At 61.6% G+C, this 22,490-nt stretch carries 18 protein-coding genes, 1 tRNA gene and 1 pseudogene; 8 read left to right on the top strand and 12 right to left on the bottom strand.

The genetic code is table 11. The features are described from left to right. Window positions 1-45 precede the first annotated feature (45 nt). Window positions 46-1,038 (top strand): glycoside hydrolase family 5 protein, encoded by a 993-nt coding sequence (locus ASF90_RS20925; RefSeq protein ID WP_055854873.1) that lies wholly within the window; start codon window positions 46-48, stop codon window positions 1,036-1,038. A gap of 54 nt (window positions 1,039-1,092) precedes the next feature. Here ASF90_RS20925 and ASF90_RS20930 read toward each other — a convergent pair whose 3' ends face one another. Then, a complete protein-coding gene (locus tag ASF90_RS20930) occupies window positions 1,093-1,659 on the bottom strand; it encodes a response regulator transcription factor (RefSeq protein ID WP_055854817.1) in 567 nt (188 codons plus the stop codon). Beyond that, window positions 1,656-2,882 (bottom strand): ATP-binding protein, encoded by a 1,227-nt coding sequence (locus ASF90_RS20935; protein WP_055854820.1) that lies wholly within the window; start codon window positions 2,880-2,882, stop codon window positions 1,656-1,658. The genes ASF90_RS20930 and ASF90_RS20935 overlap by 4 nt, the downstream gene beginning before the upstream one ends. Window positions 2,883-3,002: 120 nt before the next feature. Here ASF90_RS20935 and ispG point away from each other — a divergent pair, with 120 nt between their 5' ends. Beyond that, on the top strand, window positions 3,003-4,268 hold the full coding sequence (gene ispG / locus ASF90_RS20940) for a flavodoxin-dependent (E)-4-hydroxy-3-methylbut-2-enyl-diphosphate synthase (RefSeq protein WP_055854823.1): 1,266 nt from the start codon (window positions 3,003-3,005) through the stop codon (window positions 4,266-4,268). Continuing rightward, window positions 4,249-4,947, top strand: coding sequence for a phosphatase PAP2 family protein (locus ASF90_RS20945; protein WP_055854827.1), 699 nt, complete (start codon window positions 4,249-4,251; stop codon window positions 4,945-4,947). Before ispG ends, ASF90_RS20945 begins: the two co-directional genes overlap by 20 nt. A gap of 133 nt (window positions 4,948-5,080) precedes the next feature. Here ASF90_RS20945 and ASF90_RS20950 read toward each other — a convergent pair whose 3' ends face one another. The 8 genes from ASF90_RS20950 to ASF90_RS20985 all read right to left on the bottom strand — a co-directional run bounded on the left by ASF90_RS20950 (window position 5,081) and on the right by ASF90_RS20985 (window position 13,359). After that, window positions 5,081-6,385 carry an MFS transporter gene (locus tag ASF90_RS20950; RefSeq protein ID WP_055854830.1) on the bottom strand — a complete coding sequence of 435 codons (1,305 nt, stop codon included), beginning with the start codon at window positions 6,383-6,385 and terminating at the stop codon, window positions 5,081-5,083. Window positions 6,386-6,547: 162 nt separating this feature from the next. Next, the gene (locus ASF90_RS20955; protein WP_082473649.1) at window positions 6,548-7,276 is read right to left on the bottom strand and encodes an aspartate/glutamate racemase family protein; all 729 of its coding nucleotides are present in this window, start codon (window positions 7,274-7,276) and stop codon (window positions 6,548-6,550) included. A 148-nt stretch (window positions 7,277-7,424) separates the two neighbouring features. Next, window positions 7,425-8,336 (bottom strand): DMT family transporter, encoded by a 912-nt coding sequence (locus tag ASF90_RS20960; protein WP_055854833.1) that lies wholly within the window; start codon window positions 8,334-8,336, stop codon window positions 7,425-7,427. Continuing rightward, the gene (murB, locus tag ASF90_RS20965) at window positions 8,330-9,382 is read right to left on the bottom strand and encodes a UDP-N-acetylmuramate dehydrogenase (protein WP_055854837.1); all 1,053 of its coding nucleotides are present in this window, start codon (window positions 9,380-9,382) and stop codon (window positions 8,330-8,332) included. Before murB ends, ASF90_RS20960 begins: the two co-directional genes overlap by 7 nt. Beyond that, window positions 9,379-10,434: a quinone-dependent dihydroorotate dehydrogenase gene (locus tag ASF90_RS20970; protein WP_055854839.1), complete on the bottom strand. Its 1,056-nt coding sequence runs from the start codon at window positions 10,432-10,434 to the stop codon at window positions 9,379-9,381. The genes murB and ASF90_RS20970 overlap by 4 nt, the downstream gene beginning before the upstream one ends. Window positions 10,435-10,438: 4 nt before the next feature. Beyond that, window positions 10,439-11,206: a class I SAM-dependent methyltransferase gene (locus ASF90_RS20975; RefSeq protein WP_055854842.1), complete on the bottom strand. Its 768-nt coding sequence runs from the start codon at window positions 11,204-11,206 to the stop codon at window positions 10,439-10,441. A 2-nt stretch (window positions 11,207-11,208) separates the two neighbouring features. After that, window positions 11,209-11,493 (bottom strand): DUF4190 domain-containing protein, encoded by a 285-nt coding sequence (locus tag ASF90_RS20980; protein WP_055854845.1) that lies wholly within the window; start codon window positions 11,491-11,493, stop codon window positions 11,209-11,211. A gap of 333 nt (window positions 11,494-11,826) precedes the next feature. After that, window positions 11,827-13,359, bottom strand: a complete 1,533-nt coding sequence (locus ASF90_RS20985) for an aldehyde dehydrogenase family protein (RefSeq protein WP_055854848.1) — start codon at window positions 13,357-13,359, stop codon at window positions 11,827-11,829. A 143-nt stretch (window positions 13,360-13,502) separates the two neighbouring features. On the opposite strand from ASF90_RS20985, the gene ASF90_RS20990 reads away from it, so the two are divergent. The 5 genes and pseudogenes from ASF90_RS20990 (at window position 13,503) to ASF90_RS21005 (ending at window position 20,699) form a co-directional block, all read left to right on the top strand. Continuing rightward, window positions 13,503-13,579 (top strand) — tRNA-Arg (locus tag ASF90_RS20990). A gap of 582 nt (window positions 13,580-14,161) precedes the next feature. After that, on the top strand, window positions 14,162-18,739 hold the full coding sequence (locus tag ASF90_RS20995) for a DUF6531 domain-containing protein (protein ID WP_330218882.1): 4,578 nt from the start codon (window positions 14,162-14,164) through the stop codon (window positions 18,737-18,739). 1 nt (window position 18,740) lies between these two features. Further along, window positions 18,741-19,178, top strand: a complete 438-nt coding sequence (locus tag ASF90_RS23740; RefSeq protein ID WP_153066544.1) for a hypothetical protein — start codon at window positions 18,741-18,743, stop codon at window positions 19,176-19,178. Between the two features lie 79 nt (window positions 19,179-19,257). Continuing rightward, window positions 19,258-20,434 (top strand): annotated as a pseudogene (locus ASF90_RS21000) (RHS repeat protein); the annotation flags it as partial. A 34-nt stretch (window positions 20,435-20,468) separates the two neighbouring features. Further along, window positions 20,469-20,699, top strand: coding sequence for a hypothetical protein (locus tag ASF90_RS21005; protein WP_055854851.1), 231 nt, complete (start codon window positions 20,469-20,471; stop codon window positions 20,697-20,699). Between the two features lie 91 nt (window positions 20,700-20,790). Here ASF90_RS21005 and pgaD read toward each other — a convergent pair whose 3' ends face one another. Together pgaD and pgaC are read right to left on the bottom strand one after the other, a co-directional pair. Further along, the gene (gene pgaD, locus ASF90_RS21010) at window positions 20,791-21,237 is read right to left on the bottom strand and encodes a poly-beta-1,6-N-acetyl-D-glucosamine biosynthesis protein PgaD (protein WP_055854855.1); all 447 of its coding nucleotides are present in this window, start codon (window positions 21,235-21,237) and stop codon (window positions 20,791-20,793) included. Beyond that, the gene (gene pgaC / locus ASF90_RS21015) at window positions 21,234-22,487 is read right to left on the bottom strand and encodes a poly-beta-1,6-N-acetyl-D-glucosamine synthase (RefSeq protein ID WP_055854858.1); all 1,254 of its coding nucleotides are present in this window, start codon (window positions 22,485-22,487) and stop codon (window positions 21,234-21,236) included. Before pgaC ends, pgaD begins: the two co-directional genes overlap by 4 nt. Between the last annotated feature and the right edge of the window lie 3 nt (window positions 22,488-22,490).

A 22,490-nucleotide genomic window follows, 5' to 3' on the forward strand; every position in this document is an offset into this window, starting at 1 on the left:
GAGTGCGTGTCGGCGCGCCCGCGCTACCCACTCCTGGAGCCGATCATGAAGATCTTTAATCGTCTGGCGCAGCGCCTGGTGCTGCTGGTCGCCGGTCTTGCGCTGGCTTCGGCCGCGCACGCCGGCCTGTCCGTGTCCGGTACACAGTTGCGAGAGACCAACGGCAACACGCTGGTCTTGCGTGGTATCAACCTGCCGCATGCCTGGTTTGCCGATCGCACCGATGCGGCGCTGGCGCAGATTGCCGCCACCGGTGCCAACAGCGTGCGCGTAGTGCTCAGCAGCGGCCACCGCTGGAACCGCACCCCAGAGGCGGAGGTGGCGCGCATCATCGCGCGCTGCAAGGCACTGGGCCTGATCGCCGTCCTGGAAGTGCACGACACCACCGGCTACGGCGAAGACGGCGCGGCAGGCACCCTGGCCGATGCCGCCAACTACTGGACCAGCGTGCGTGGCGCGCTGGTGGGGCAGGAGAACTACGTCATCCTCAATATCGGCAACGAACCGTTCGGCAACCGCCTCAGTGCCAGCGAATGGGTCACCGGCCATGCGCGTGCGATCGCCACGCTGCGCAATGCCGGCCTCACCCACGCGTTGATGGTGGATGCCCCCAACTGGGGCCAGGACTGGCAGTTCTACATGCGCGACAACGCTGCGGCATTGCTGGCGCTCGATAGCCGCCGCAATCTGGTCTTCAGCGTGCACATGTACGAAGTGTTCGCTAACGATGCGACCGTGGACAGCTATCTGCGTGCGTTTCGCAGCAATGGGCTTGCATTAGTGGTGGGCGAATTCGGCGCCGACCATCGTGGCGCGCAGGTCGATGAAGCGTCGATCATGCGGCGTGCGCGCGAGTACAACGTCGGCTACATGGGCTGGTCGTGGTCGGGCAACGACAGCAGCACACAATCGCTGGATATCGTGCTGGGCTGGGACCCGACGCGGCTCAGCAGCTGGGGTCGCACGCTGATTCAAGGCCCCGACGGCATCCGTGCAACGTCGCGCAGGGCCAGCGTGTTTGGTGCAAGGCAGCGCTGACTCAATGGTCGCGGCAACTGTGTGCGCTTTGAACGGGGCGCCATCAGCGCCCGGTCAGCGTAAGGGCCCCGGGCTGGGCCGCTTGGTCAGCTTGCGCTGCAGCGAGCGCCGATGCATGCCCAGCAAGCGTGCGGCAGCGGAGACGTTGCCGCCGGTTTCGTGCAGCGCCTGCTGGATGTGTTCCCACTGCAGGCGGCTGAGCGGGGTCATCATTTCCTGCGCGGTTTCTTCTTCGTTCGGCTCGGGCAGGTCGTCGTCTTCTTCGCCCAGCGCCCGCATGATGGTGGGGATATTGGCCGGCTTGGGCAGGTAGTCGTCGGCGCCGAGTTTGATCGCTTCCACTGCAGTGGCAATGCTGGCGTAGCCGGTCACCAGCAGGATGCGCATGTCGGCGCGGATCTCACGCAGCGGCTGGATCAGGCTCAGACCGGAATCGTGGCCAAGCTTGAGATCGACCAGCGCGAAATCCGGCAAGGCGCTACGCGCGATCGATAGCGCGCTTGCCGCGTCGGTGGCGGTCAGGGTTTCCACGCCGCGTCGCGCCAGGCTGCGTTGCAAGGTGCGCAGGTACAAGGTGTCGTCGTCGATCAACAGACCGGTGCGGATCGGAGTGCTTGTCATGCCAAGGCCTCGTGTTCGGAAAGCGGCAGGCGGAAACCGACGCGGGCGCCGCTGCCTTCGGCGGGCAGCATCCACAACTCGCCCTGCAAACGCTCGACGGTGGCGTGCGACAGCGCCAGACCGACGCCCATGCCATCGTGCTTGCCGCTGTTGAACAAGGTGCCCGGCAACATGGCTTGCGCGGTGTCGAAGCCGGGCCCGTAATCGCGGACTTCGCCACTGAGATGGTCATGTTCCACCCGCAAGGTCAGATCGATCTGCGGGCGTCCGGCGCGTTCGCCGGCATCGGCGGCGTTGTTGAGCAGCACCATCAGCAGATGGCTGACGCCGGGCTGCAGCATCAGCCGCATCGGTGCGTCGTCGTTGCGACGCAGTTCGATGGTAGGGCGCACCAGCCGCCATTGCTCCAGCACATCCTTCACTGCCACTTCGCGACTCAAATGACCGTTGTCGGCTGGCGCGGCCAGCGCCAATACGCGCTCGTGGCATTGCACCAACAGCTCGCGCAAGGTGTCCAGATCTTCGCGCAGTTCGTTCTGATCGCACTGGTCGGCAATGTCGTCGACCAGCAAGGTCATCGTGGCCAGCGGCGTGTTGAGTTCGTGCGCCACCGACGCCGCATGCGTTGCCAGCGCGACGATGCCCTCATTACGGGCGAAGCGCTCGCGCAGGGTGGAGATTTCGCGCTCGCGCTCGCGCATCGATAACGCCAGCCGGGTGGCGAAGGCCAGCACCACCACCGTGGATAGCAGGAAGTTGGCGGCCATGCCCCACATGTGCAGGCTGAGCGGGTCGAAGCTGCCGTACGGCAGCGGCAGGCCGAACGCGGCGCTGACCACATAGCCGGTCACGCACGACGCCGCCACGGCCATCGCCCAGCTCAGCGGCAGGGCAAGCGCGGCCAGCGCGATCAATACCAGGAACAACGAGCCGAACGGGTTGGCGATGCCGCCGCTCCAGCCCACCATCCAGGTCAGCACCGTCACATCGACCAGGATGTGGCCGAACTCGGTGGCCGGGCTCACCGCGCCGCGATGCGCTACGCGCAGCTGCGCATACAGGTTGAACACCGCCAGCGCGGCGACGCCGGCCCACAGCGGTTGTTGCGGCAGGTGCAAGCCCATCAGGCCGGAGGCGACCAGGATGGTGGCGGCCTGGCCGGCAGTGGCGAGCCAGCGCAGGCTGCACAGGGTCCGCAGGAAGGAAGCGTCGGAGCTGTTCATCTCGGCAATGCTATGCGCTCAGGGACGTGATGGCCTGCGACAAACCGTCGCATCGGCCGGGATGGCGGCCCGCACGACGCTTCAGCTGTGAGCGGACGACGGACAGGCTAAAATAGCGCCATGTATGACGCCGTGACCCGCCCAACCCCTCCCGCCGACGCCACCGCCTGGCCGCGCCGCATCACCCAGGCCGTCAAGATCGGCAGCGTGATCGTGGGCGGCGGCCACCCGGTGGTCGTCCAGTCGATGACCAACACCGATACCGCCGACATCGCCGGTAGCGTCAAACAGGTGTCCGAACTCTGGCGCGCCGGCTCGGAGATGGTGCGTCTGACCGTCAACAACGCCGAGTCCGCCGCCGCCATCCCGCGCATCGTCGACAAGCTGCGCATGATGGGGATCGAAGTGCCGCTGATCGGCGACTTCCATTACAACGGCCACCAGCTGCTCGCTGCCGAGCCGGCCTGTGCCGAAGCGTTGGCCAAGTACCGCATCAATCCAGGCAACGTCGGGTTCGGCAAGAAGAAGGATCTGCAATTCGCGCAGCTGATCGAATTCGCAATCAAATACGACAAGCCAGTGCGCATCGGCGCCAACTGGGGCTCGCTGGACCAGTCGCTGGCCGCGCAGCTGATGGACGAAAATTCCAAGCGCGACACGCCGTGGGATGCCAGCCGCGTATTGCGTGAGGCGCTGATCCGGTCTGCGGTGGATTCGGCCGAGCGTGCGGTGGAGCTGGGTTTGTCGCGCGAGCGCATTATCTTGTCGGCCAAGGTATCCGGCGTGCAGGAGCTGATTGCGGTGTATCGCGACATGGCGACGCGCTGCGATTTCGCGTTGCACCTGGGCCTGACCGAAGCCGGCATCGGCAGCAAGGGCATCGTGGCCTCGGCCGCGGCGTTGAGCGTGCTGCTGCAGGAAGGCATCGGCGACACCATCCGCATTTCGTTGACGCCGGAACCGGGCCAGTCGCGCACCCAGGAAGTGGTGGTCGCACAGGAGCTGCTGCAGACCACCGGCCAACGCGCCTTCACTCCGATGGTCACTGCGTGCCCGGGCTGCGGCCGTACCACCTCCGAGTTCTTCCAGGAGTTGGCCGGCGTGGTGCAGAACCATGTACGCGCCAAGATGCCGGAGTGGAAGATTTCCAACCCCGGCGCCGAGAACATGACCCTGGCGGTGATGGGCTGCGTGGTCAACGGCCCGGGCGAATCGCGCCACGCCAATATCGGCATCTCGTTACCGGGCACGGGCGAAGCGCCGTCGGCGCCGGTGTTCATCGATGGCGAAAAAAGCGTCACCTTGCGTGGCGAAAATATCGCGTATGAATTCATCGATCTGATCGATCAGTACGTCGAACGCACGTATGTCCGCCGCGCCGGCTGAATCGCCGGCCGGTTTCAGCGTCTGGCTGCGCAACAATGCATGGCGCATGGCGCTGTTGTTTGCCGGCGTCCTGCTGCCGCTGGGTCTGTTCGTGGACCTGGCCGATGAAGTGCATGAGCTGGAAAACTTCTATTTCGACGAACCCTTGCTGTGGAGCATGCGTAGCATCGCAACGCCCGGGCTGGATGCGTTTTTCGGCGTGATTTCCAAGGTGGGCTACCAGTACGGCGTGATCCCGATCGATATCGCGATCGTGCTTGTGTTGTTGGCGCTACGGCGCTGGCGCGAGGGTACCTTTGCGGCGCTGGGATTTGCTGGTTCGGCGTTGTTGAACATGGGCGCCAAGCAGTTCTTTCAACGCGATCGGCCCAGTTTGTGGGAGTCGATCGCGCCGGAAAGCACGTTCAGCTTTCCCAGTGGCCACGCAATGGGCTCGATGACGCTCGCCGCCGTGGTCATCGCGCTGGCATGGCGCACGCGCTGGCGTTGGCCGGTGACCATCGTCGCTAGTCTATTCGCCGCGTTGGTGGGCATTTCGCGCATCTATCTGGGCGTGCATTATCCCTCCGACATCCTCGGCGGTTGGTCGGCGGCACTGGTATGGGTAGTGGGGTTGTATCTGGTGATGTTCCGCGGCGCACGGCGGCCGCATTGGCGTCGTCCGGTCGTGTCGGGCTAAGCGAGGGTAACCAGGCGACTGCGCAATCGGCGGGCATGCGCGGCTGATGTTCGGTGGGGCATGTGCACGTTGTATTCGGTTGCTCCGCGCTGGCCGCCTCGGTCAACGATTGCTCGTTCTGTCAGATGCCGCTCTACGCAGACGGATGGCCGGCATGGTCCCGGCGCCACAGCTGCAATCCAACCGTCGTGCCGATCACTGCCAGTAACACCATGTAATAGCCCGGTCCCATGGGATGTTGCTTGGCCAGCATTACCACCAGCAGCGGTGTCAGCCCACCAAATACGGCATAGCCCAGGTTGTAGGCGAACGACACGCCGGACAGGCGCACTTCCGGCGGGAACACCCCGACCATGATGCGGGGGATCACCCCAAGCACACCCAGTGCGGCGCCCAGTAGCGCATACAGCGGAAACACCAGCTGTGGATCGCCGGCCAGGCGGTAGAACGACCATGCCGAAACGCCCAGCAAAACGCTGCCGATGAGCAGTACGCGCCCATTGCCGTAACGGTCGGCCAACGCACCGGCCACCACAGACCCCGCAGCCTGCAGCACGATCGCCAGACTGTTGGCCTGCAGCGCTACTGCCGCCGGGTAGTGGTAACTGCTCTGCAACAGGCCGGGTGTCATCAACGACACCACCAGTACGCCGCCGGCCACCATCCAGGTCAACGCCAACGACAGCAGCACACCAGGCCGATGATCGCGCAGCACCAGCTTGAGCGGGGTTTCGCGCGCCAGCGCTCGCATGGCCACCAGTTCTGCGAATACCGGCGTCTCGTGCAGCCAGCGCCGCAAGTAGACCGATACCAGCCCGAATACGCCGCCCGCCAGGAACGGCAGCCGCCAGGCATAGTCGGCGATCTCGGCAGGGCTGAAGTGGCGGTTGAGGGCGCCGGCGCCCAGTGAGCCGAGCAACACGCCACCGGCCAGGCCGGCGGTCAGGGTGCCGCAGGCGAGTCCGGTGCGGTGCGCGGGGACATGCTCGGCGACGAACACCCAGGCGCTGGGCACCTCACCGCCGATCGCGGCGCCCTGTAACAGGCGCGCGCCCAACAGCAGCAGCGGCGCAGCGATGCCGATCTGCGCGTAGGTCGGCAACAGGCCGATGCACAGCGTTGGCAGCGCCATCAGCAGCAGGCTCAGGCCGAACATGCGTTTGCGACCGAGCAGGTCGCCGAAATGGGCCATCACCATGCCGCCGAGCGGACGCACCAGGTAACCGGCGGCAAAGATGCCGAAGGTCTGCAGCTGCCGCATCCACTCCGGGATGCCGGGAGGGAAGAACAATTCGCCCAGCACCGCGGCAAAAAAGATGAAGATGATGAAGTCGTACAGTTCCAGCGCGCCGCCCAGCGCAGACAAGGCCAGCGTTTTGTAGTCGCCGCGTTTCAGGTGCGGCTTCGGTGCAATGCCTGTGGATGGCTGGGTCTTCAAGGCGTGACATCCTGTAGCGGGTGATAGCGCATGCGTGTGGGCAGCAGTACAAGTGCAGGTGGCAATGCTAGCGCGCCAAGAGAGTCCAGCTTGCATGCTTGTGTTGGATGGCACGTATGCGGGCTTCGGTAAACGCGTAGTGCCTGCGCCCGTGGTAACGCATCAAGCGCGCAGACTTGCCAACGCCGCTGCTTCGGCATGCAGCACGGTGGTATCGAACATCGGCCGCGCTGCATCGCCGGCATCCACCAGCAATGAAATCTCGGTGCAGCCAAGCACGATCGCTTGCGCGCCTTGCCGGTCGAGGTCGGCCATGACCTGACGAAAATACGTGCGCGACCCGGCATCGATCACGCCCTGGCACAGCTCCTCGTAAATCACCCGATGCAGTTCCGCGCGTGCATCGGCAGGCGGTATGACGACTGTCAGTCCACGTGCTTCCAGACGCTGACGATAGAACGGCTGCTCCATGGTGAAGCGCGTGCCGAGCAGGCCGACCTGGGTGATGCCTGCCGCGAGCAAAGCATCGGCGGTGGCATCGGCGATGTGCAACAACGGCAGTGGCGTTGCGGCGGTGATCGCATCGGCAACGCAGTGCATGGTGTTGGTGCACAGCACGATGAAGTCCGCGCCGCCAGCGTGCAGAGCACGCGCGGCAGCCGCCATCTCGCGTCCTGCGCCTTCCCAGTCGCCGGCGTGCTGCAGGCGTTCGATGTCGTGGAAGTCGACGCTGTACAGCAACAATCGGGCCGAATGCAGCCCGCCACGTTCGCGGCGAATGGCCTGGTTGATATGTCGGTAGTAGGGCAGGGTGGACTCCCAGCTCATGCCGCCGATCATCCCGATGGTTTTCACGAGCGGTCTCCTGGGTGCAACCGGGTTCGCCTGCATGGTCGCATACGACCTCAGTCGCTTGACAGCAATGCCAGATGGCCGCCGGGACCTGCTCGTGTGCCGCGATGTCACTGCCTTGGGTGTGGTGCGCATGATGACGCGTGAGACCAAGCGCACTGCGCGCGTACTGCCCATCGCTGTCGCGTCACTCGCCCGGCTTTGCGCCCTCCACCGGGGCATGCGTGGCAGCACGACGTGCCAGTACCGCTTCGCGATGGGCGATGTAGACGTTGGCACCGATGATGATGGCCGCGCCAATCAAGGTGTGACGCTCGATGGCCTCGCCAAACAACCACCAGCCCAGCAAGGCCACCAGCGGTAGCTGCATGAAGCTGATCGGCTGCAGCGCGGACACTTCGCCCATCTTCAGCGCACGCGTCCAGAACAACTGCCCGACAGTGCCGAAGATGCCGGTCGCCACCAGCCACAACCAGTCGATGCCGTGCGGCAAGGTCCACTGGAATAGCGCCGGAATCAGCGACATCGGCACCCAGAACACATAGGTGTAGAACACCACCGTATCCGAGTCGTCGCTACGCGACAGTTGCTTGATCTGGATCGCGACGATGGCGCTGATCACTGCAGCCAGCAATGCAATCAACAGCCCCGGACTGAAGGTGGATGAGCCCGGGCGCAAAATCACCAGCACACCGATAAACCCGGCCGCCACCGCCAGCCAGCGCCGCATGCGCACCTGCTCGTGCAGCCACACCACCGCCAGCACGGTGACGAACAAGGGCGTGGAATAGGACAGCGAAATTGCCTGCGACAGCGGCAGATGCCCGATGGCCCAGAACCCGCACAACATCGAGGCCAGGCCAATCAACGTGCGTGCCAGATACTGCGGCAGCTGGCGTGTACGCGGCAGCGTCTTGCCGGGGCCGATGAGCAGTGGCAGCAATGCCAGCAACCCGAATGCATTGCGGAAGAATGCAATCTCGGTAGTGGCGATATTCTTTGATGCCAGCCGGATGGTGATGGCCATCAGGCCGAACGCGAGTGTGCTGATCAGCATCCAGACGGCGGCGCGCACGGGCGCCGATGCAGCAGTCACCAATGCGCTCCGATGATGCGCGGCTCCGGTTCCAGGATCACCGAGTAACGCTCGCGTACCGATTCGGCGATGCGCCGCGCAAAGTCGAGCAACTGCGCGCCGCTGGCAGTGCCGTAGTTGACCAGCACCAACGCGTGGTCGGGGGACACGCCGGCATCGCCTTCGCGCTGGCCCTTCCAGCCGCATTGCTCGATCAACCACGCGGCCGATAACTTGCCCTGGCCTGGCTGCTCGCCGGGATACACCGGCATGTCGGCGAAGGTGGCCTGCAACGCGGCGATCTGTTCGCTGGGCAGCAGCGGGTTCTTGAAGAAGCTGCCGGCATTGCCAAGCACATCGGGGTCCGGCAGCTTGCGTCGACGGATGTTGATCACCGCCTGCGCCACGTCGGCGGCGCCTGCCAGCTCGGCGCCCATGCTGGCCAATTCTTCGCGAATGCCGGCGTAATCCAGGCGTAGTTCATGCAGCAACGGCAGATTGAATTCCACCGCCACAATCAGATAACGCTCTGGCTGCTGCTTGAACACGCTGTCGCGGTAGGCGAATGCACACTCGGCCGCGGTCATCCGCACAAACTGCTGGCTAAGCCGATCGAACGCCTCCACCACGTGGATGAAGTCGCCCACCTGCGCGCCGTAGGCACCGATGTTCTGGATCGGGCTGGCGCCGACAGTGCCGGGGATCAATGCCAGATTTTCCAGACCCGACAAGCCTTGCTGCAACGAATACAGCACCAACGCATGCCAGTTCACACCGGCCCCGGCGCGCACGATGGCGTGGTCGGCATGGTGCGCGATGATGGCGATCTCGCGATTTTCGAAACACAGCACATAACCTTGCGGGTCGCCGGCCAACAGCACATTGCTGCCGCTGCCAAGCACCAGCAATGGAAGCTCGCCAACCTCAGGCGCGGCCAGCGCCTGCGGCAATGCCTCGGGCGTGTGGATGCTCAGTAACCAGCGCGCCGTTGCCTCGACATGAAACGTGTTGAGCGCACGCAGCGGCGCATGCGCGCTCAAGCTCCAGCCGGTCTGCACTGCATCGCTCATAGCGGCGAAACCGCGCCACCGCTGGGCGCTTCGCGGCGACGACGGATGGCATCGACGCACTCGCCGATCAGCGGCGGACCGCGATACACCAGGCCGCTATAGCACTGCACCAGGCTCGCACCGGCCGCCATTTTGGCTAATGCATCGGCGCCAGAATTGATGCCACCCACGCCGATCAACGGAATCGACTCGGGCAGGCGTGCGCGCAAGCGTCGTAGCACCAGGGTGGATTGCCCCAGCAACGGCGCACCGGACAAGCCGCCGGCCTCGCCAGCCAACGGATGATTGGCGATCAAGGTGCGCGTCACCGTGGTGTTGGTAGCGATCACGCCATCCACCGCCAGATCGGCCAACACGCGTGCGGCGGCATCGATGTCGCGGTCGTTGAGATCGGGCGCCACCTTCACCAGCATCGGCACGCGCTTGCCATGTTGCGCAGCCAACGCTTCCTGGGTTTCGCGCAGATCGGAAATCAGCCGACGCAGCGCCTGTTCTTCCTGCAGCTCGCGCAAGCCGGCGGTATTGGGCGAGGAAATGTTGACGGTGATGTAGTCGGCCAGCGGATACACGCGCTCCATGCAATAGCGATAGTCGCTGGTCGCGTCCTCGTTGGGCGTGTCCTTGTTCTTGCCGATGTTGATGCCGAGCAACCCGCCGCGTCGGCGCGCACGTTGCACATTGGCCACCAGCGCATCCACGCCCAGATTGTTGAAGCCCATGCGGTTGATCACCGCCTGATATTCCGGCAACCGGAACATGCGCGGCTTCGGGTTTCCCTCTTGCGCGCGCGGGGTCACCGTGCCTATCTCGATGAAGCCGAAGCCCAACGCCAGCAGCGCATCGATGTGTTCGCCGTTCTTGTCCAGGCCGGCGCCAAGGCCGACCGGGTTGGGAAACATCAGGCCGAATGCCGGCGTCGGCAGCGGGACCGGTTGCTTGGCCAGCAGCGACGTGGTGCCTGTGCGGTAGGCGATGTCGATGGAGCGCAGCGCCAGCGCATGCGCGCGCTCGGCGTCGAGGGTGAACAGCAGGGGGCGGGCAAGCGAATACATGGGGTCAGTTCAATTTTCCTGCGAACACGCGGGTCTGGTATTGGAAGTCGATCTGCCCGTCCTGTGCATGCGCGTCGAACAGCGTGCGCAGCGCGGCGAGCATCGGCGCATGGCGTGGGTCGTGTGCGAGCGGCGCGTACGAAGACGACAACAGGCGGCCGCGCAGTGCGTCGAAATCCAGTCGTTGCACATTGGGAAAGCGCGCCATCGCACGGAACCCATCGCCGAACCACGCCTGCATGGTCGCATCGTCCTGATAGCGCTCTGCCACTGCCGAGTAGTCGGTGCCGTAGTCCAGCAATAGTTGCTCGTAGCCGCGCAAGAAGGCGGTGGTATCCAGCTCGCGCGAGTTCCAGTAGATCACCGCCAGCCCATCGGGCCGCAGCACGCGCGCCCATTCGGCACGGATGGCCTGGGTGTCGAACCAATGAAAGGCCTGCGCGGCAGAAACCAGACCCATGCTGGCATCGGCCAGCCCGGTGGCTTCGGCCGTGCCATCGATGGCCTGAAACTTGGGGAAACCCGCCAGCCATTGCTGCGCGGCTTCACGCATGGCCGGATTCGGCTCCACTGCCGTGACCGCATAGCCGGCTTCCAGGAATAGCCGGCTGGAAATGCCGGTGCCGGCGCCGATATCGGCCACCGCGGTCGCTGGGGTGATGCCAAGTTCGTCATGCAGCCAGCGCAGCAACTGCGGCGGATAACTGGGCCGGTAGCGCACATAGGCCGCCACGCGGTCGTTGAAACGCTGGGCCGAGGAGGGCGCGGCCATGCTCAACTGTTTGCGGCCGCAAGCCAGGCCATGCCGCCAAAGAACAGGACAAAGATTGCAATGCCGATCAGCCACATGGCCGCTGCCAGCCAGCCGAGGATCAGCCCGCCGATCGCCAAGCCGTCGCCTTCCAGCCCCTGCGGGTTGCGGCGGATTTCTGCGCGCGCCAGGTGGCCGGTGATGATGGCGCACACGCTGCCGAGGAACGGGATCAGCGTCCAGCCGAGAATGCCTGCGACCAGGCTGACGATCGCCATGGCACTGGTCTGTCGAACGACAACGTTCATCATGAACTCCTAGAGATTGGCGGCAGCAGAGGGCTGGCGTGGCCCGATTATCCCAGAGCGGCCGCCCGAATGGCGTGCCGTCTGCGGCGGAAACGCGATCGTCGGGCCATCAGTGGCCGGGAAGAGGGGCCTGAACTGTCTGATTGCGTGGGGCAGGGAGGCGTTACCGAATGGGCTCCGGTCCCGGCCGAGACGTCAGCGGCCCTTGGCGAACCGCTGCGGGGTGGCGCGTACCGCTCTCTCTATCGCGATTGCAGGCCGCCCGTAGCAGAGGGTGTCCATGCGACGCCTGCAGCGCGCCGGCCATGGCCGGGCGCGCTGCGATGTGATCGATTACAGATCGAACTTGATGCCCTGTGCCAGCGGCAGCGAGTCGGAGTAATTAATGGTGTTGGTCTGGCGACGCATGTAGACCTTCCACGCATCCGAGCCGGACTCGCGACCGCCGCCGGTTTCCTTCTCGCCACCGAACGCGCCGCCGATCTCCGCACCGGAGGTGCCGATGTTGACATTGGCAATGCCGCAATCGCTGCCCGCAGCGGACAGGAACTTCTCGGCCGCTTTCAGGTCCTGGGTAAAGATCGACGACGACAGGCCCTGCGGCACGCCGTTCTGCAGGTCGATCGCCTCATCCAGCGTGCTGTACTTCATCACGTACAGGATGGGTGCGAAGGTCTCGTGCTGCACCACCGCGTCGCTGTTCTGCAGCCCGGTGACAATCGCCGGCAACACGAAGTTGCCCGGGCGATCGATCGCGGTGCCGCCCACTTCCACCGTGCCGCCAGCGGCCTTGGCCTTGGCGATCGAGGCCAGAAACTGCTCCACCGCGCCGCGGCTGTTGAGCGGGCCCATCAGGTTTGCCGGGTCGGTGGGGTCGCCGATCTTGCTGTCGAGCTGCTTGTACGCCTTGACCAGCGTGGCCAGCACGTTGTCGTAGATGGACGCATGCACGATCAGGCGGCGCGTGGTGGTGCAGCGCTGCCCGGCAGTGCCGACCGCGCCGAACACAATGCCGGGGATCGCAAGCTTCAGGTCGGCGGTGTCGTCCAGGATGATGGCGTTGTTGCCGCCCAGCTCCAGCAGGCAACGGCCCAGGCGGTGCGCAACCTTCTCGGCCACCACACGACCGATCTGGGTCGAGCCGGTGAAGCTGATCAGCGGGATGCGGGTGTCTTCGACCAGCTTTTCCGACAGGGAAGTGCCGGCATCGTTGATCAGGAAGAAGATGTCCGGGAAACCGGCGTCTTTCAACGCCGCATTGCAGATCTTCATCGTGGCGATCGCGGTCAGCGGCGTCTTGTTGGACGGCTTCCAGATGCAGATATCGCCGCAAATCGCCGCCAAAAACGCATTCCACGCCCACACCGCCACCGGGAAGTTGAACGCGCTGATGATGCCCACCAGCCCCAGCGGTTGGTACTGCTCATACATGCGGTGACCGGGACGCTCCGAATGCATGGTGTAGCCATAGAGCATGCGGCTCTGGCCCACGGCAAAGTCGGCGATGTCGATCATCTCCTGCACTTCGCCATCGCCTTCGGGCTTGCTCTTGCCCATTTCCAAGGCCACCAGCGAACCGAGCGCATCCTTGTGCTTGCGCAGCGCCTCGCCACACAGGCGAACGGCTTCGCCACGGCGCGGCGCAGGCGTGGTCCGCCATACCTTAAAGGCCGCCTGCGCGCGCGCCACGATCAGCTCGTAGTCGTCCGGCGTGGTCGCCTGCACATCGGCGATGACCGCATTGGTGGTCGGATTGAGCGGCTGCAGCACGCCGGCGCCGGTGGCCTGCGACCAGGTCGCCTCGCCGAGGTAAGTGCCGGAATTGGACGCAGCGAGGTCGAGCGCCTTGAGCAGGTCAGCGGACATGGAATCTCCTGGAAACGGTGGCGGTCGCGCGGCAGCCAAGGCCTGCAGCGACACGGGTAGCCGCCGATTTTAGCAGGCTCCACCCACCCACCCACCCCCGGCCGGCTTGGCAAGCTGGCTGAACATGCGACAATGCCGCCCTTGGCCCCGTAGCTCAGCTGGATAGAGCGTCCCCCTCCTAAGGGGAAGGTCGCCCGTTCGAATCGGGCCGGGGTCACCAGGAATCAAGCACTTGGTGCGCTGCACCGGCAACATTGGTCACGTTAGGATGGGACTGACTAGCTTGCGCACGCCTCCGTGTCTCGTACACGCAGTTTTTGCCAATCCGCCCATCATGACCTCGCGGCGCGAAATACTATTACGCGCCGCATAGCTCTCAGCTTCTACACCTTACGTCTGCGCTTGGCCAAGAATTTTAGGTCGTTGGCAAGGCTGGTGCGCTCGCGATCTTTGTAGTGCACGGTGGAGAGGGTGAAGGCGCTCGTTGCGTACCTGGCTTGCTACTCGGGGGCAGGTTTGTCGCGCAGGCTCCTCAGCAAAGGCACTATCGTGCGAGTTTAGGGCAACGACGTTCGGGAAATGCCGGGTGCCTAACTGCACCAGGCCGGTTTCGTCGAAACAGCTAACGCAGTGGGGGAGTGAATGTCTGCATCTGCCTAACCATCGCTGCACGCATTGACGCGCGCCAAGCGGGTCAGTAGGCTGCGTACACAGTAGTGTCAAATTTCCGACATCTATCCTAGGTAGTATCGAGCAAACAATAAAATAAAATTTTAATCACAGGGAGAGTGATGTGAATATCATGCCATCGGAAGGTATTAAGGCTTTTCGCCTGTTCGTTCTAATGCTAATAGGTTTGTTATCGGTAACGTCAGTTGACGTGAGTGCTGCGTCTTACTACGGCGCGCCGTATTACGTTAATTCGATCTATGGAAATCGTTCATTTGGTTCAGCGAGCGCGGGCGCCGAGTGGCTGGTTGGGCAAATGACCAAAGGTTGCATGTCGAAACCTCAGGGTTGTTCGTCTTGGCCAGTTGTCAAATATAGCGCAACCACAACAGGCGCGTTTGTGATGTGGCCCAATGACCCAACCGGACTGGGCTATTTCGTGGAAGCGACAAAGTATGCCGTCGGCTCGCCAAAGAAAAATCTTGGCAGCTGCAGCATGCCCTGTAGCGGCGGTCTTGGCGCTGGCAGGGACGGAACTGGCCCACGCGGTAGCCGTGATAGTGCTGCCGTCGCGAACAAACCTGGATCAGTTTTTGAAGGCGATCCAATCAATACCGCGACAGGAAATTTTTATCGTCAAGATACAGACTACGATAACCCGAGTGGTCTTGTGTTTCGTCGATTTTACAATAGCTCGTTGTCGGTTTCCTCGACTTCAATGGGACAGCAGTGGCGCCATTTCTTTGATCGGAGTCTGGAGATTCAGCGCTCCACGAGCGCGGTAACTGACACTCAAGCGATCAATGCTTATCGTCCAGATGGAAGCTCGGTGACGTTCCAGCTGACTAACGGAGTATGGAAGGCTAGTGCCGATTACTCAGAGACGCTTGTCGAACGGCCCGACGGAGCAGGCTTCGCATTGGCGATTTCAGCGACGCAGCAGACAGAGATTTATGACGCAAAGGGTCTCTTGCAGGAGGTCTACGATAAGGCAGGTCAGAGGGTGTATTTACTGACCTACAGCCTCCCTGATGCTACAGGTGTGGGCGGCGGAATTCTTTTGAGTGTGGCCGATAGAAGCGGTCGGCAAATTCTCTTTGATTACGATAGTGCGTCAAAATTGGCAGGAGTAACGCTACCTGATAAAGGCAGGATATTTTACTCATATGACGCAAATGGATACCTTGCTTCGGTGAAATACCCAGATGGGAAATCGATCGGCTATCTTTACAATGAGAGCAGCTTTACGGCGGGGAATAAGCTTCCTGGCGTGCTGACTGGCGTAATTGATGAAAAAGGTGTTAGGTATGAAACGATCACATATCAATCATCGAGAAAAGCAACCTCTGCATCATTTGCTGGTGGAGTTGACACTACGAAAATTGATTACGACGCATATTCCACTAACGGAATAGTCAATTCTTCTGTGATTGGCCCCTTAGGTGTGCGTAGTTACTTGAAGTTTGTTGATGCTGCGACTGGCGCAATCCGCTTTGCAAGCTCTGGTTTGCCGTGCGGCACGCAATGCAATCAACCGTACAAGGCCATTACATATGATGCGAATGGTTACATCGCGTCTACGATGGATTTTCAGGGTAACAAGACGCAGACCAGCTTCGATACCAATGGTTTGCTTCAGCAGCAGATTGATGCGGTAGGCTCTGCGCAACAGAGAACTATGAATACTGTCTGGGACACGACTATCCGTGAACCGCTTGAACGAACTGTTCTTGACGCTAGTAATGCAGTCAAGGCGAAATCGAAATGGGCTTACAGCGTCAGCGGTTTGCAGACCGCCAGCTGCGAGATCAACACCGCTGTGACGACAGCTGTTTCATACGTGTGTGGAAGCGCGGCAAATGCACCTGCTGGCGTCCGTCAGTGGCGCACAAGCTACTGTGAAAAAGTCGACGCAGTCAATTGTCCGCAGGTCGGTTTGGTTCTCTCGGTAGACGGGCCTCGTACAGATGTGAGCGATGTCAAAGCATACCGCTATTTCAGCTCTAGTGATGAATCTGGATGTGGCACGGTAGGCGGGCAATGCCACCGGGTTGGTGACATCTTTCAAATCACAGATGCGTTAGGGCAGGTCACCACTTATGCGTCATATGACAGCAATGGGAGGCCGGCACGGGTTCTCGATTCAAACGGGGTCACGACTGACTTTGGCTACTCGCCTCGCGGATGGCTGACGTCCAAGATCACCAGGTCCGATGCCAGTGGCGGTGCTTCTGCCCAGGATCGTGTAACGATGATCAAGTATGACGAGACAGGCAACGTCAGTCAGGTTATCGGGCCTGATGGCGACATAGTAACGTATGACTATGATGCGGCGCACCGTTTGACAGACATAACTGACGGTGCTGGTAATAATTTGCATTATTCGCTGGATGTTGCAGGAAATCGGCTGAAGGAAGATGTCAAAGATCCATCCGGCAATGTCAAGAAAACTCTAACTCGCATTTACAACAAGCTAGGGCAATTGCAGACACAGGCGGATGCGTCTGCTAATCCGACTGATTTTTCGTATGATCTCAACGGTGATCTAAAATTGATGACCGATGCACTGGGTCGCAAGACACAATTGGATCCCGATCCTTTGCGCCGTATCGCACATACGCTTCAGGATGTAGGCGGGCTGGCGGTGGAAACAACGCAACAAATGGATGCGCTGGACCGCGTGACCGCTTTCATCGATCCTAAGGGCCTGACTACTCGTTACGATTACAACAGCCTCGGCGACCTCAGCAAGCTGACTAGTCCGGATACCGGCGCAACGACCTACAGCTACGATGCTGCCGGTAACCGTACACTCGAAGCGACTGCCCGCGGGGTCAAAATCAGTTCAAGCTACGACGCGTTGGGACGATTGACCAAGCTGAGCTATCCGACTAGCGCTTTCAACATTACTTATAGCTACGATTCCGCGCCCGCCAGTTGCCAGTCAGGAGAGACCTTTGCAACAGGCCGCCTTGCTTCCATCAAGGACAGCAGCGGGACGACAGAGTATTGCTACAACCGCTTCGGTGAGGTTGTGCGTAAGTTGCAGACCACCAATGGCAAGGCCTTGGCGCTGCGCTATGCCTACACCGCAGCTGGTCGCCTGACCAGCGTGGTCTATCCCGATGGCGCCAAGGTGGACTATGTCCGCAACAGGCTGGGGCAGGTCACAGAAGTGGGCTATACGCCTGCGGCAGGTACCCGCCAGATCCTGCTGAAGAACATCAGCTATCTGCCGCTTGGCCCGATCGCAGGCTGGACCTATGGCAATGGCCGCGTACTGACACGCGCCTATGATCAGGACTATCGCCCGAAAGCAATTCAGGACACCAGCGCCGGAGGTCTGGATGTCGGCTTTGGCTTCGATCCGGTCGGCAATTTGTCCAAGCTGACCCCTGCCGGCGGCACTGTTGCGGATGTCACGCTGGGCTATGACCCGCTTGGCCGGTTGACCGAGTTCAAGGACGGCGTGACCGGCACGGTGCTGGATGGCTACAGCTACGACAAGACCGGCAACCGGCAGAGCAGTAAGTCGGCCGCCGGCGAGGTCGCTTACACCTATGAAGCGAACAGCCATCGGCTAACGAAAGTGGGTGCAATACCACGTGTCTACAACGCCGTAGGCGACACAACCTCGATCAACGGAACTGAGCGCGAATTCGTTTACGACGTAACCGGCCGCATGAGTCAGGTCAAGCGCAATGGCGCGGTGGCTCGCGAGTACCGCTACAACGGGAAGGGCGAGCAAGTCCGCCGATTCCTCGGCACAGCTAACACCTACACCATCTATGACGAGTCCGGCCACTGGCTGGGCGACTACGACACCAATGGCACTCCCAAGCAACAAGCGATCTGGCTGGACGATCTACCGGTCGGCCTGCTCGCCAACGCTAACAAACTGCACTACATCGAACCCGATCACCTGGGCAGCCCGCGCGTGGTGATCGACCCCACGCGCGATGTGGCGGTATGGACGTGGAGCTTGAAGGGCGAAGCCTTTGGCAATACCGCGCCGAATCAGGACCCTGACGGGGATGGTGCGGCGTTGGTGTTGGATACGCGCTTTCCGGGGCAGCGGTACGATGCGGCGAGTGGCTTGAATCAGAACTACTTCCGGGATTATGAGCCGGGGACTGGTCGATACGTGCAGAGTGACCCAATCGGTCTATTGGGCGGACTCAGTACTTTTTCATATGCTGGTGGTAGTTCCCTGGAAAAATTTGACGTGCTTGGTCTTGTTGAGGGAAGCTCAACCAATTTGCAGAAGCGCAACAATATATCGAGTTGGGCGATGCAAAAGGTAGGATCAACTGTTTACGGTTTTTACCAGTCTAGATCTATCCAATATCCCGCAGAGTCTTGGAAGTGCTCGTCATTTGTTTGTGATGCGGCCTCGGCTGCAGGAGCGCCAACGACTGTTGCGATCAGAAGTAAAAATGATCAACAGACAGATAGGTGCGCCACTGCCGCCGAACTGGCAAAAGGATACATTCCAGATTGGAGGCGGCTGGGCAAGTACGAAGAAAGAATGCCCGGGGACATTGCAGCAAACAGAAATGTGGGTCCAAACTCGACGGGGCATACTGCTATAGTAGTTCCAGGAACGAATGGCGGCGTCACTACGATGGGGGCGCACGACATATACGTTGGACCTGCCGGAGTTGATCAATTCCCCGAAGGCTCGACCGTTTTACGTTATACGGGAGACTAAAATGAGGCACTTGGCTGCTGTAGCTATTGGCGTTGCTGGGATTCTTTACGCTTCATGTGTTGCAGCTTCAACCTCTTGCGATTCCAGGGATTTGGTTATAGTGGAACTTGACCTGGTTAAAGGGGTTGAGGTTATGAAAGTGAACGAACGTCCCGTCAAAGGGCGAGAGTCATTCGATGTTTTTTTCAAAAATTGTGCCCGTAAGACTGTGATTCTAGCTAGCCCGCGAGCGAAAATTTCACAAATACTTGATGTTCAGCTATTTCTGGGGAAGATTGGAGTTCAGCCAGAAAAGGGGAATTTTTTTATATTTTCCGCAAGTCCTGATTCTGGTGCGATGACTTATATGGGGACGTTTGCAACAATAAAGTACACTAGAAAGCACGATGACCTTCTGCAAATAATTGAAAGCCCGCCGGAAAAAAGTAATTGGTTTTGACAATTCGCCTGGGGAAAGATCAAGGAAAAAGCTGTGGGGATATCTCATGCAGATACAACGCCCTGGGCCAGCTGACTATGTAGCCCATCCGACCAGCAGCCTTAGCGTCACCTATGCCTATGCCTATGCCTATGCCTATGACGTAGCCAGGCCACGTGCGCTAGCGGTCAGACCTACGCCATAGGCCGCCTGGTCGGCATGCAAGACCGTAGCGGCAGCATCGACTATTGCTACGCCCGCTTCGGTAATACTGGTGTGCAAGGTACAGACCACCGACGGCAAGGTATTCGTGTTGCGTTATGCCTACACCAAAGCCGGCCAACTGAGCTGCCTTACCTATCCCGACGCCGCGGCGGTGGATCATGTTCGCAACGCCCAGGGCCAGACCACGGAAGTGGGCGTCACCCCGGCTGGCGGCAGCCGCCAGGTGGTGCTGGGCAATGCCACACTACCCGTTCGGTCCGGTGGCGAGCTGGTCCTACGGCAACGGCCGCCCGATGCAGCGCGTGCTGAACCAGGACTATCGCCCATTAGCCATCAACGACACCAGCAGCGGCAGCCTGAGCACCGGCTTCAGCTTCGACCCGGCCGGTAACTTCAGCGCCCTGACCGCAGCAGGCAATACCGCTCCGGTGGTCAGCCTAGACTACGATGCACTGGGCCGACTGACCGCGTTCAAGGAAGGCCCGGTCGTCATGGTGATAGAAGGCTACAGCTACAACGCCACCGGTAACCGCCTCAGTGCCAAAGTTGGTACTGCCACGCAGACCTACGCCTATCCGACCGACAGTTGTCGCCTTAACGCCGTCGCTAGTGTGGTCCGGACTTACGATGCCACCGGCAGCACCACCGCCATCGGCGGCACCGCCCGCCAGTACACCTACGACACCACCAGCCGCATGACCCAGGCCCGCCGCGCCGGCGCGGTGACCATGAACTACCGCCACAACGGCCGTGGCGAGCAGGTGCGCCGCTTCCTCGGCACCACCAACACGTACACGCTCTACGATGAAGCCAGCCACTGGCTGGGTGACAGCAACGGCGCATTCGAAAGACAGGCGATCTGGCAGGATGACCTGCCGGTCGGCCTGCTTGCCAACGCGAACAAACTGCACTACATCGAACCCGATCACCTAGGCCGCCCACGCGTGGTGATCGACCCCACCCGCGATGTCGCGGTGTGGAGTTGGAGCTTGAAGGGCGAGGCCTTCGGCAACACCGCGCCGAATCAGGATCCTGATGGCGATGGTGCGGCCAAGCAGCCTCCGCTACATCTAAGGAGAGATTGATATGACCATGCGCGAAATTGATGGATGGACGGTGACCGCCCATGTGGAGACTGATGAAAAGGGCAAGTCCTTGGCCGGCATTTTGAGTAGGCGCATCGAAGGCCGGACACGTCACATACTCTGGCTGCGTGGCTTCAAATTTCGCAGTGAACGTGAGGCGAGAGAACACGCTGAGCGTGTTATTGCCAAGATTCGGGGCGTCACCGGTGAAGGCATTCCGATACCTTTCTGAGTAGTGCTTGTCTGAGGAGTGCTTGGGAGGCAGGGCCTGCCCGCGCAAAATAGGCACTAGCTCGTTTGTCGTTACGCAAACGCTACCTTTCTCACCTATGCCTCAACACCCGCACCCCCACCGGCCGTGCGGACTTATCCATCGACACCGACGAGATACGGCTGTGGCGGAGCAGGGTGCCGAGTTGTTCGGTGGCGCCCAGGCGCTGGTCCACTTCCAGTTCGGCGACGGTGCGGGGGCGTTTGCGCTTGTCGGCATTGGCGAAGCGTAGGCGGTTGTATTCGGCCCAGCCGACCGTGGTGATGGCGGCCATCAGCGCGATAACTGGCAGTGCGCCGAGGGCGAACGGGTCGATGGCGTTGTGCTGCAGATAGAGCTCGGTGTACGCGCTGCGCAGGCCGAAGAACCAGGCGATCAGCGTGGCCAGCGGTGCCCAGAGATAGAAATAGACCATCCAGGCGCCGGCGGTGGCGGCGCCGTAGGCGAGACGGCGCGAGCGGCCGAGGCGTTGCGGCAGGTTGATGATGGGCGGGGTCATTGGATTCCTCGGTCGGGGCTCTTCCATCGCGCGCGTTTATTGCGGCGTGCGATGAGAGCGCGGGGGAAGGCGATGACGGCAGTGAGCATGCCGATCATCCAGAAGGCAGCGGGGTACCAGATCACCCAGAAAAACTGGCGTGCCAGGCCTTTTTCGTAGCGACGTTCGATGATCAGGCTGGTGCCGAACTGCAGCAGGCAGACCACTGCCAGCACCAGGCCGTGCCAACGCGGCAGGATGGTGTCGACATACAACGCAGGCGGCATCGCGATGAACTTGCCGAGCACCCACAGCACGATGATGAACAACATCACGTAGGCCCAGATCAGGCTCAGCGTGTATTCCAGCAGCACTGCCCACATGCGCCGGCTGCGCCAGGCCAGTGCGCGGCGGCCATGGCTCAGCAGTACCTCGACGCCACCGCGCGCCCAGCGCAGGCGCTGCATCCACAGGCCGCCGAAGGTTTCGGGCATCAGGATCCAGCACAGCGCGTTGGGCTCGTAACGGATGTCCCAGCCATCGAGCTGCAGGCGCCAGGAGATGTCGATGTCTTCGGTGACCATGTTGTCGGACCAAAAGCCGACGTGGTGCAGGGCCGAGCGACGAAACGCGCAGATCACACCGGACACGGTGAACAGGCGGCCGTACACGCGTTGGGCGCGCTTGATCAGGCCCACGATCGCGGAGAACTCGCCGACCTGCATGCGGCCCATCAGCGTGGTGCGATTGCGCACGCGCGGGTTGCCGGTAACGCCGCCGACGCGGGGGCCGGAAATCAGGTGACCCACCATCCAGCGCGTTGCATGCGGATCGAGAATCGCATCGGCATCCACGCACACAAGATAATCGGACCGCGCCGCAAGCGTGCCGACCCGCAAGGCGTTGGCCTTGCCGTGGTTCTGCTCAAGATGCACCACCCGCAAGCGCGGATGATGATGCGTGAGGTCGTCGAGGACTTCGGCGGTGCGGTCGGTACTGCCGTCGTTGATGGCAATGATCTCGAAGTCCGCGTAGTGCTGCGCACTCATCGCTGCGATGGTTTCGGCGACATGCTTGGCCTCGTTGTAGCAAGGCATCAGCAACGACACGAACGGCTCGCTGGCCATCGGCGGCGGCTTGGACGGCCCTGGCGTGCCGCGTTCGCGCCGCAGGTAGTAGTAGATACCGCCGATCATCCAGAAAAACGCCATGATGATCGGGTAGTAAAACGCGAAGTTGAACAGGGCGGCCAGTAAGAGGCTGGTCGTCATCGG

The sequence above is a fragment of the Xanthomonas sp. Leaf148 genome (assembly GCF_001423585.1).
In the GTDB taxonomy this organism is placed as follows: Bacteria; Pseudomonadota; Gammaproteobacteria; order Xanthomonadales; family Xanthomonadaceae; genus Xanthomonas.

Coding starts and splice junctions, on each gene's coding strand:
- murB (WP_055854837.1), bottom strand. CDS start 9,382: ATGAGCGATGCAGTGCAGACCGGCTGGAGCTTGAGCGCGCATGCGCCG.
- ASF90_RS20930 (WP_055854817.1), bottom strand. CDS start 1,659: ATGACAAGCACTCCGATCCGCACCGGTCTGTTGATCGACGACGACACC.
- ASF90_RS20970 (WP_055854839.1), bottom strand. CDS start 10,434: ATGTATTCGCTTGCCCGCCCCCTGCTGTTCACCCTCGACGCCGAGCGC.
- ASF90_RS20945 (WP_055854827.1), top strand. CDS start 4,249: ATGTCCGCCGCGCCGGCTGAATCGCCGGCCGGTTTCAGCGTCTGGCTG.
- ASF90_RS20975 (WP_055854842.1), bottom strand. CDS start 11,206: ATGGCCGCGCCCTCCTCGGCCCAGCGTTTCAACGACCGCGTGGCGGCC.
- ASF90_RS20925 (WP_055854873.1), top strand. CDS start 46: ATGAAGATCTTTAATCGTCTGGCGCAGCGCCTGGTGCTGCTGGTCGCC.
- ASF90_RS21005 (WP_055854851.1), top strand. CDS start 20,469: ATGACCATGCGCGAAATTGATGGATGGACGGTGACCGCCCATGTGGAG.
- ASF90_RS20935 (WP_055854820.1), bottom strand. CDS start 2,882: ATGAACAGCTCCGACGCTTCCTTCCTGCGGACCCTGTGCAGCCTGCGC.
- ASF90_RS23740 (WP_153066544.1), top strand. CDS start 18,741: ATGAGGCACTTGGCTGCTGTAGCTATTGGCGTTGCTGGGATTCTTTAC.
- ASF90_RS20955 (WP_082473649.1), bottom strand. CDS start 7,276: ATGCAGGCGAACCCGGTTGCACCCAGGAGACCGCTCGTGAAAACCATC.
- ASF90_RS20980 (WP_055854845.1), bottom strand. CDS start 11,493: ATGAACGTTGTCGTTCGACAGACCAGTGCCATGGCGATCGTCAGCCTG.
- pgaC (WP_055854858.1), bottom strand. CDS start 22,487: ATGACGACCAGCCTCTTACTGGCCGCCCTGTTCAACTTCGCGTTTTAC.
- pgaD (WP_055854855.1), bottom strand. CDS start 21,237: ATGACCCCGCCCATCATCAACCTGCCGCAACGCCTCGGCCGCTCGCGC.
- ASF90_RS20995 (WP_330218882.1), top strand. CDS start 14,162: ATGCCATCGGAAGGTATTAAGGCTTTTCGCCTGTTCGTTCTAATGCTA.
- ispG (WP_055854823.1), top strand. CDS start 3,003: ATGTATGACGCCGTGACCCGCCCAACCCCTCCCGCCGACGCCACCGCC.
- ASF90_RS20985 (WP_055854848.1), bottom strand. CDS start 13,359: ATGTCCGCTGACCTGCTCAAGGCGCTCGACCTCGCTGCGTCCAATTCC.